The sequence below is a fragment of the Cellulomonas wangsupingiae genome, assembly GCF_024508275.1.
Lineage (GTDB): Bacteria > Actinomycetota > Actinomycetes > Actinomycetales > Cellulomonadaceae > Cellulomonas > Cellulomonas wangsupingiae.
On sequence record NZ_CP101989.1, the window covers coordinates 1,575,469 to 1,585,013 of the forward strand.

Consider the following 9,545-nt stretch of genomic DNA (forward strand, 5'->3'; position numbering starts at 1 on the left):
CCGGCCGCACGGTCGGCGGTGTGGTTAGCGTGACGCCCCGTGGGATGGGTCGAGATCGTCGGGTTCGTGACCGGGGCGGTGTGCGTGTGGCTGGCGACCCGGCAGCACGTCGCGAACTTCCCGGTGGGCATCGCGAACAACGTGGTGTACGCGCTGCTGTTCTGGCAGTCGGGGATCCTGGCAAACGCGGGTCTGCAGGTCGTGTACCTCGTGCTCGCAGTGCTCGGCTGGTACTGGTGGGTCCGCGGCGGTGACGACGCGGGACGCCTGCCGGTCCGCCGCACCCCCCGCTGGGTCTGGCCGGTCGCGGTGGCCGCCGTCGTCGTCCTGACCGTCGCGATCGCCGCGCTGCTGACCCGCACGGCGGAGTCGGTGCAGCCCTGGCCGGATGCGGTGACCACGTCGCTGAGCCTCGTCGCGCAGCTGATGCTCGGGCGCAAGTGGCTCGGGTCGTGGGCGGTCTGGATCGTCACCGACGTCCTGCTCGTCGCGCTGTACGTGAGCCTGGGGCTGTACCTGACCGCCGCGCTGTACGTGCTGTTCATCGCGCTGTGCGTGCAGGGCTGGCGCCGGTGGTCCCGCGACCTGCGCGCGGCGCCGCAGCCGGCGGCGGTCCCCGCGTGACGCACGGCCTGGTCATCGGCAAGTTCTACCCGCCGCACGCCGGCCACCTCGCGCTCGTGCGCGCGGCCCAGGCGCGCTGCACGCGGGTGACCGTGCAGGTGCTCGCGTCGAGCGCGGAGTCGCTGCCGGGCGAGGTGCGCGCCGCGTGGCTGCGCGAGGAGCTGCCCGGGGTGCGCGTCGTGCACGGCCTGGACGACCACCCCGTCGACTACGCGGACCCCGGGGCCTGGGACGCGCACACCGGTGTGATCCGCGGCCTGCTCGACGCGCCCGTCGACCTGGTCGTCACGTCGGACTCCTACGGTGCGGAGCTCGCGCGGCGGCTCGGCGCACGGTGGCACCAGGTCGACCCCGGGCGCCGCGACCTGCCCGTGTCCGGGACCGCCGTGCGTGCCGACCCCGCCCGGTACTGGTGGGCGCTGCCCGCGGCGGTGCGCGCGTGGTTCGTCCGCCGGGTCGTGGTCACCGGGGCGGAGTCCACCGGCACGACCACGCTGGCGCAGGACCTGACCGCGCACTACGGGCTGCCGGCCGTGGCGGAGTTCGGCCGCGAGTGGACGACCGTGCGCCCCGGCGGGCTCGACGCGCCGTGGCACACGGCGGAGTTCGACCTCGTCGCGCGCGAGCAGGCGCACCGCGAGGACACCGCCGCCCGGTGCACCCCGCGACCGCTGGTCGTCTGCGACACGGACGTGACGGCGACCGCGATCTGGCACGAGCGCTACGTGGGGCACCCGTCGGGCACGGTGGCGGCGCTCGCGGCCGGCCGCGTCCCGGACCTCTACCTGCTGACGGGCGACGAGATCCCGTTCGTGCAGGACGGCTGGCGCGACGGCGAGCACGTGCGGCACGCGATGCAGCAGCGGTTCCGCGAGGAGCTGGCGCGGCGCAGCGCCACGGACGGTGTGCCGTGGGTCGAGCTGCGCGGCTCCCGGGCCGAGCGGCGCGCCGCGGCCGTCCGGCTCGTCGACGACCTGTTGCGCCGCCCGCGTGACCTCGCGGACCCGTTGCCGCAGGTCAACGGCGACCGTGCCACACTCGCGCGGTGAGCGAGCGCGACCTGCAGCAGGTCTCCCAGGCACCCACCCGGGCGGGCGTCGCCGGCGCCGCCCACGTCGGCCTCGACGCGGCGCACCTGTTCGCCGACGAGCACGGGCCCGCCGAGACCACGGGCCCGCGCCTGGACGAGAAGCTGCGCCAGGCGTACTTCTGGATGGTCAACCACGCGGTGATCAGCCCTCACTACGACGTGGAGTTCTCCGTGCCCGGGCAGCCCCGCACGTCGTACCGCCTGGGGGACTCGCGGGCCGCGGTCCACCTGCCGACGGACCAGTCCTACTCCTCGTTCGTCCTGCTGCCGCTGCTGACGTTCGCCGTCCGGGGACGCTGCCTGCTCGTCGGCGGGCCCGGGCGCGGCAAGACCGCGTCGGCGGTCCTCATGGGCGTCATCGCGGGCTACCCGGTGCGGGACGTGCGCCGCGCGATGCAGCACGGCCACCCGCAGCTGACGGTCCAGGACATGTTCGGGACCCCGCTGCCGCGCGACCTGGTGAACGCGGAGCGGCTGGCGGACGTCGACGTCGCGTGGCGCGCCTGGCTCGGCATGCGGGTGAAGATCGTCGACGAGTACAACCGGATCCCCACGCGGACGCAGTCCGCGCTGCTCACGGTGCTGGCCGACGGGTACGTCGAGGTGTTCGACCAGGTGTACGAGACGGGGGCCTCGGCGTGGTACCTCACGGCCAACGACGACGCCGGCGGGGGCACGTACCAGGTCGTCGACGCGCTCCGTGACCGGATCGACGTGGTCGTCAAGGCGCTCGCCTTCAACTCCCGGTTCGTCGGGGACCTGGTGGCGCGCGCCGAGCGCGGGGTGCGACCGGAGGAGAACGTGCCCCCCGGCATCGTCTTCGACGCCGAGGAGCACGACCGGCTGCACCGCGAGGTCCTCGCCGTGCCGCTGCCCACCCCCGTGCGGCGCCGGCTCGAGTTCTTCGCGGCGCAGCTCGAGCTGCTGGAGCGCGCCGGCCGGCAGCTGGAGTACCGCACCAAGGACACGGCGCGCCTCGCGGGCGCCGACCCGCACGACCTCATGGCGGCGGACGACGGCCGCGACCGCCGGGACGACGTGGGCGCGCAGACCCTCAACGGGCTGTCCGTGCGCGCGCTGCAGTCCCTGGTCCTGTACGCGAAGGCGATGGCGTACTTCCGCGGCTCCGCGCAGGTCGACCTCGACGACCTGCGGGCGGTCCTGCCGTTCGTGCTGCACGACAAGCTGCAGCCGGACCTCGACGCCCCCGCCTTCGACGACCCCGAGCGCGAGGCGCTGCGCACCGACCGCGTGTCGTGGCTGCGGGAGATCTTCGACTCGGCGTGCCTCCAGTACGACGCCGCCGGCCTGGACGACGACGACCCGGTCGGTGACGTCCTGGCCGAGCTGGCGGCCGGGCTGGACGGTGTCGAGGAGCAGACGGTCCTCGCGCGGCTGTCCACGATCGAGCGCATCCTGTCCGGCTGGCAGCGCGTCAAGCTGCACGGCGACATGTACGACGACGCGCTGGCCCTGAAGTACGCGCACCAGCGGTACTCCTCCTACCTGCGGTGGCTGCGCTGGGAGTCGACGTGACCGCGCGCGTCGCGGCCCTCGTCCGGGAGCACGCGGCGGTGGTCGACCCGTGGCTCCGCGACGCGGCCGGGTGGGGAGTCGACGCGGCGACGGCGCGCGCGGCCCTGAGCGACCTGGAACCCGTGCTGGCGGCGCTCGGCGACGATCCCCGCGCCGGGCTGCCCGTGGTGCGCGCCACGCTGGGGCTCGCGGCGCGCGGGCGCTGGCACGCCGCCGCGGTCCCGCGGGGGGTCGTGCTGCGGGTGGTGCCCCGCCTGGCGGCCTGGGTCCGCGCGTGGCCCGACGACGCGGTCCCGGCGCTGCTCGCGTCGTCCCGCGGCGTCGCGCGCGCCGGCGTGCTGGACGCGTGGGCCGACCGGCTCGCCGCGGCCCGTGTGCCGGCGACGGCGGCCGACGTGCGGCCCTCGCTCCTCGTCGCCGCGTGGCGGTGCGGGCTGGTCCGGTACCGCCAGGCGGCGCTGGACGCGGCGCTGAGCCTGCCGCACCCCGAGGTGGCCTCCCTGCTCGACGTCCCCGCCGCGACCGTCGGCGACGTCCTCGCGCGGCACCGGGACGACCGGTGGTGGTGGCCCGACCGTCCCGAGGGCCCGGGCGTCGTGCAGCGGATCGGCGGGTTCGCCGGCTGGGGCGGGCCGTGGGTGCAGGTGCCGCGCGTCGCCGCCGGCGGGCCGACCGGGTGGCTGGTCCTCGTCGACGGGACGGTGGCGGCGGTGGTCGCGGACGTGCACGGCTCGGCCCTCGTCGGCCTCGCGGACGAGCCGTCGCCGGTCGGTACGCCGCCGACCGCGGACCCGCGCGTCCTGCCCGTGCCCTGGGACGACGAGGTGACGGGCGCGGTGCCCGCCGACGACGGGGACGTTCTCCTGGTCGCCCGGGCGCACTCGTGCACGCTCGACGTGGTGCGACGGGGGGCCGCCGCGTGACCGCCGCGGGCCCGGACCTGTCACGGGCGGCGGCGGCGCTGGTCGACCCGTGGCGTGCCGCGTGGCCCGACGCGCTGGGCGCGTGGGGCCGCACGACGCGGATGCACGCGCCTCGGCTGCACACCGGCCCCGTCCCGGCCGTCCCGTCGTTCGCCTGGTACGACTCCAGCACCGTCGAGGTGAACGTCGACCTCGCGCAGGTCGCGCGCCTGGGGCTCGAGGACCACGCCGTGGCCGTGCTCGCGCACGAGGTCGGCCACCACGTCCTGGCGCCGGCGGACGGCCGCACCCGCGTGCGGATCGCGGCACGCGTGCGCGCGGGCCTGGTCGACCGGGACGACCTCGTGCCGCTGGTCGCCAACCTGTGGTGCGACCTGCTGATCAACGACCGGTTGCAGCGCACGGGCGGTGCCGACCTGGTCGCCGTGTGGCGCGCGCTCGGCGGTGCGAGCGACCCGGTGATGGCCCTGGTGCTGCGCGCCTGCGAGCTGCTGTGGGGCAGGCCGCGGTACGAGCTGTGCGGGACGGCGGTGCCCGTGCGCGAGGACGCGGCGTGGCTGTGCTCGCGCCTCGTCCGGGCGTACGCGCGCGACCCCGTGGCGGGCAGCGGCGGGTTCGCGGCGCTCGTGCGCACGTCCCTCGCGACCGACCTGCCCGAGACCGGTGAGGGCGCGCTCGCGGGCGCCCGCTCGCTGGCCTGCGGCGACGAGGCACCGCTCGACGGCGTGCCGTACGGCGTGGCGGACGACGACTCGCTGGGCGCCGACGTCCTGCACCCGGCGCTGGACCCCGCGGTCGTGGGGGACGCCGCGGACGTCGGCGACGCCGGTGCGCCCGGCGACGGCAGTGCGCCCGGAGCTGCGGACGCCGGCACGCCGCAGCACGGCTCCGGGCGTGCCGACGGCCGGGGGGCGCCGCACAGCGGCATCCTGCCGCCCGAGCTGCACGCGACCCTGGCGGCGCTCGGGTCGTCGGCGACCCTCGAGGACGTCGCCGTCGCCTGGTACCGCGAGCGGGCGGCGCCCCACCTGGTGCCGTTCCGCCGCGCCGCGCGCCCTGGCGTCCCCGACCCGCTGCTCGGCGGGCTGGAGCCCTGGTCGCTGGGCGAGGACGTCGCCGACGTGGACTGGGTGGGCACCGTCACGGCGTCGCCGGTGGTGGTGCCGGGCGTGACGACCGTGCGGCGGCACGTCATGGACGACGAGCCGGTCGAGCCGCGGCGCGAGCCGGTGGACCTCGACCTGTACCTCGACTCCTCGGGGTCCATGAAGGACCCGCGGCAGTTCTCGTGGGTGGCCCTGGCCGGTGCCGTGCTCGTGCTCTCGGCGCTGCGGGCCGGTGCGCGGGTGCAGGCCACCACGTGGTCCGGCCCGCACCAGGTCGCCGGCACCGGCGGGTTCACGCGGGACGCGGACGCCGCGCTGCGCGCCGTGGTGGCGTACTTCGGCGGCGGGACGTCCTTCCCGCTGTGGCTGCTGCGCCGCACCTACCTGGGCGAGGGGACCAGCCGTCCGACGGCCAGGCGCCCCACGCACATCGCTGTGGTGTCCGACGACGGGGCACGGTCGATGGTCCCGGACGTCGGCTCCGGGATGGAGCGGGACGTCGCGACACGGGCGGTGCAGGCGGCCGGTGGCGGCGGGTCCTTGCTGCTCGACGTGCCCGCGGGCGCCGTGCCGCGGCTGCAGCAGTGGCTGCCCGAGGGGTACGACGTGCACAGCGTCACCGGGGACGCGGCGCTGGTCGAGTTCGCGCGCCGGTTCGCGCGCACCACGTGGGGGGAGGGGCGATGACGGGCGACGACGCGCGGCTGCCGCGGCCGGTGGTCGCGGCCGAGCCGGTCCCGGGACCCGCACTGGCCGTCGTGACGCACCGCCTGGCGGCCGCCCCGGCGGCGCTGCGCGACCCGCGCGCCGACGCCTGTGCGGCGCTGGCCGACCTGGCCGTGCTGCTCGACGGCCGCGTCGTCGACGTCGACGAGCTCCGCGTCCTCGATGGTCGGCTCGGTGGCGCGGACCGCGCGGCGCTCGCGCTGCTGACCGGGTGGGTGGCACTGGACCCTGGCCTGCTGGCCGATGCCGGGCTGCGGGACGTCGCGACCCGCTGCGGTGGCCTCAGCCGCCTGGTGCTCCCCGTGGCGCTCCGCGTCGCGGAGGAGCTGGGGTCGCTGCGCGAGCCGGCTGCCTGGACCGACGACGCGACGGCCCGGGAGGAGCTCGCGCGGGCGGTGCTCGCCGTGCTCGGCCTGCTGCCGTCGGGGGAGGACGCGGCGCTCGCCGCGGACGGGTGGCGCGTGGTGAGCACGCGGCACCGGCGCGCCGTGGCGGCCGAGCTCGCGGCCGAGGCGCAGCGGGCGGCGGAGCTGGCGAAGGCGCTGGAGGAGCAGCGGGCGCGGGAGGCGGCGGCGCAGTATGCCAACTACTGACGGCGTCGGGCTGCCGGCGGACTACGTGCCGATGGGCTCGCTCGCCCTCACGGACGGCGAGCGCTGGCCGACCCTCCCGGAGTCCGACCTGCGACGGGTGGCCGACGCGCGCGCCCACCCGGCGGCGCCGCACTGGCAGCACGAGACGGGTGACCGCCTGGAGCCGGCCGATCTCGCGGCCCTCGCGAGCCGGGCGCCGGTGTCCGCGAGTGCCGGCCCGTCACCGCCGGACTGGGTGGCGGCGCTCGTCGAGCGGGCGCACCGCACCGTGCCGCGGTACCGCGCGGCCGCCCGGGACGGACGCAGCGGCCCGACGACGCCGCTGCGCGACCTGCCGACGGTGACGCGGCGCGACCTCGTGACCGGGCTCGCGGCGCACGTCCCGCTCGACGTGCCCCTCGACAGGGTCCTGCAGGGCACGAGCTCGGGCAGCACGGGCGCGGCGCTGCGGGTCCCGCTGCACCCGCGGACGGTCGCCGCGGACCTGCTGCTGCTGCACGCGCTGGTGACGGGCGCGGGCGCGTCGTGGCCGGCCGACCGGGCGCGCCTCGGGCTGGTGAACCTGGTCGACCAGCGTGCGGCGTTCACGTACGTGTCGGCGATGTCGGCGTTCCCGCGTCCCGTCGGGAGCCCGGCGCCCCTCATGGCGCGCGTGAACCTCGACGTCGGCGCGTGGCGCACGCCCGCCGACCGGGAGCGGTGGTTCGCGGAGCACGACCCGCAGGTCGTCAGCACGAGCAGCGTGCCGCTGGTGCACCTCCTGGACCTCGCCGAGGCGGGCCTCGCCGTGCGTCCGGTCGCGGTCGTCAACGGTGCCACGCACGTGACGCCGGCGGTGCGCCGCCGGGTCCGCGACCTGTGGGCCGCACCGCTGGTCGACCTGTACGGGCTGCGCGAGACGGGTCCCGTGGCGGCCGCGTGCGACGCGGGGCGCGAGCACGCGCTCGTGGCGCGCCGGGTGCACGTGGAGGTGCTGGACCCGGCCGGCCGGCCGCTGCCGGCGGGCCGGCGCGGGGAGGTCGTCGTCACCGTCGACGAGAACCCCTACCTGCCGCTGCTGCGGTACCGCACCGGCGACCACGCCGCGCTGGGCACCGACGACGCGGGGCGGCCCGTCCTCCTCGACCTCGAGGGGAGGGCCGCGGTGCGCTTCCTCGACGCGACCGGCGCCGCCCGCCCGTCCGTGGACGCGACGCAGGTGCTGCAGGCCGCGGGGCTCACCGCGTGGCACCTGCACCAGGACGCCGACGGCGACGTGCGGCTGAGCGCCGTGGGCGACGCCGCGGCGGCCGCAGCGGCGGTGCGCGCGGTGCGCGAGTGGCTGGGCCGACCCGTCGGGCTCGAGCTGCTCGGCGACGTGGGCGCGCTCGGGCAGGGCAAGCCGGCACGCTACTCGAGCGCGCTCGACCTGCCCTGACCCCGCCGGCCGTCCCCGGCTGCGGCGCCCGTCGCGGGTGACGGTCCGACCAGCCGGTGCGCCTCGAGAGCCAGGGCGAGGGCCGTGCGCGTCCGGGGGTCGTGCAGATCGGCACCGAGGAGCTCACCGATGCGCTGCAGGCGGTGCTTCATCGTGTTGTAGTGCACGAACAGCCGCCGCGCGGCCTCGGCGGCGTTGCCGAGCCCGAGGAACACCTCGAGCGTGCGGCACAGGTCGCCGTCGACCTGCAGGTCGTGCCGCAGCAGCGGCCCGACCTGGTCCTCGACGAAGTCTCGCAGCCGGTCGGGGGGCAGGCTCAGCACGAGCCGCTCGAAGCCGAGGTCGGCGTAGCGGGTCGTCGACCGGTGGGTCACGCCCGCGATGTGCAGGACCTCCTGGGCCGTGGCGTGGCTGCCCGGCAGCGCGGTCAACGTCGGCGCCGGGCAGCCGGACGCGACCACGGTCGGGCCGGCGCCGGCGCGCTCGAGCGCCTCCCGGAACGCCTCCTCCGCACGGGCGTGCGCCGGCGCGATCGCGACCACCTGCGTCCCCCGCAGCCACGCCACCGCCGTCGCTCCCAGCGTGCGCCGGGCCGCGGACTGCAGGGACCGTTCCGACGGCGCCGTGGTGCACGCGGCCAGGAGCACCGTCGACGTCCCCCCGAGGTCCCACCCGAACAGCCGCGCCCGCTGCTCCAGCGCGTCGGCGTCCAGGCTGGTGGCGGTGACGAGCTCCTCGAGGAAGACGACGCGCAGGCGGCGGTCGAGCTCGATGCTCGCCAGCGCCTGGGCGATGTGCATCCCCGCCGCGAAGCAGGCCTGGCGGACCAGCCGGCGTTGCGCGAGCGACGGCTCGTCCTGCCCGCCGACGAGCACGTGCCCGCGTCGTACGCCGGCCACGGTGACGGGGAACTCCCAGCGCACCGTGCGTCGCCCCGGCGCGGCCGGCGTGTCCTCCGCCGGTGTCTGCGGCGACCCGCCGAGGACGAGAGCGTCGTCGGCCACGACCTCGACCGAGCGGTCCAGCGCGCCGGCCAGGGTCCGCGCGATCTCCTCCAGGCCGCCGCCGGCCAGCGCGATGCCGGTCAGGCGCTCGCGGATCACCTCGTCGTGGGCGGGCTCGGGGTCGTGCTCGGCGAGCACGACCCCGAGCACCGCCGTGATGACCTCGTTGAAGGACGTGTCACCGGGCACGACGAGCACCGGGAACGCGAGCTCGTCGGCGAGCTCGGCGAACCGGTCGGGCAACCGCTCGACGTACCGCAACGGCTTGATCGCGAGGGCCGCCAGGCCGCGGGAGTGCAGGAGGCGGAGCAGGCCGACGAGGCTCTCGGGCCGGTCCCGCACGGGGTAGGCCGTGGTGAGGAGCAGCTCACCGGGCTTGATGTACGGCTCGATGTCGGGGACCTCCATGACGTTGACACCGCTGACCAGCCGGTCGATGCCGGAGTCACCCGCCAGCACGTACGTCCCCCGCAGGGGCGCCAGGGTCATGACCTCGCGGACGGTCAGTGTCGCCACGGCTGCCCCT

General features: G+C 76.9%; 8 protein-coding genes. 7 read left to right on the plus strand and 1 reads right to left on the minus strand.

What is annotated here, in order from left to right:
• Positions 1-39: 39 nt before the first annotated feature.
• From pnuC to NP075_RS07380, 7 genes are read left to right on the plus strand one after another with little or no spacing between them, the layout of a single operon-like run.
• On the plus strand, positions 40-624 hold the full coding sequence (gene pnuC, locus NP075_RS07350; RefSeq protein ID WP_227565142.1) for a nicotinamide riboside transporter PnuC: 585 nt from the start codon (positions 40-42) through the stop codon (positions 622-624).
• Positions 621-1,673 (plus strand): AAA family ATPase, encoded by a 1,053-nt coding sequence (locus tag NP075_RS07355; RefSeq protein ID WP_227565141.1) that lies wholly within the window; start codon positions 621-623, stop codon positions 1,671-1,673. Before pnuC ends, NP075_RS07355 begins: the two co-directional genes overlap by 4 nt.
• Positions 1,670-3,250: a MoxR family ATPase gene (locus NP075_RS07360; RefSeq protein ID WP_227565140.1), complete on the plus strand. Its 1,581-nt coding sequence runs from the start codon at positions 1,670-1,672 to the stop codon at positions 3,248-3,250. Before NP075_RS07355 ends, NP075_RS07360 begins: the two co-directional genes overlap by 4 nt.
• Positions 3,226-4,173: a serine/threonine-protein kinase gene (locus NP075_RS07365; RefSeq protein ID WP_227565139.1), complete on the plus strand. Its 948-nt coding sequence runs from the start codon at positions 3,226-3,228 to the stop codon at positions 4,171-4,173. Before NP075_RS07360 ends, NP075_RS07365 begins: the two co-directional genes overlap by 25 nt.
• Complete coding sequence (locus NP075_RS07370) at positions 4,170-5,966, plus strand: hypothetical protein (RefSeq protein ID WP_227565138.1); 1,797 nt, start codon at positions 4,170-4,172, stop codon at positions 5,964-5,966. Before NP075_RS07365 ends, NP075_RS07370 begins: the two co-directional genes overlap by 4 nt.
• Complete coding sequence (locus NP075_RS07375; protein ID WP_227565137.1) at positions 5,963-6,598, plus strand: hypothetical protein; 636 nt, start codon at positions 5,963-5,965, stop codon at positions 6,596-6,598. The genes NP075_RS07370 and NP075_RS07375 overlap by 4 nt, the downstream gene beginning before the upstream one ends.
• Positions 6,585-8,015 carry an AMP-binding protein gene (locus tag NP075_RS07380; protein WP_227565136.1) on the plus strand — a complete coding sequence of 477 codons (1,431 nt, stop codon included), beginning with the start codon at positions 6,585-6,587 and terminating at the stop codon, positions 8,013-8,015. Before NP075_RS07375 ends, NP075_RS07380 begins: the two co-directional genes overlap by 14 nt.
• On the opposite strand, the gene NP075_RS07385 is transcribed toward NP075_RS07380, so the two are convergent.
• Positions 7,988-9,535, minus strand: a complete 1,548-nt coding sequence (locus tag NP075_RS07385; RefSeq protein WP_256791666.1) for a PucR family transcriptional regulator — start codon at positions 9,533-9,535, stop codon at positions 7,988-7,990. The genes NP075_RS07380 and NP075_RS07385 overlap by 28 nt on opposite strands.
• Positions 9,536-9,545 lie beyond the last annotated feature (10 nt).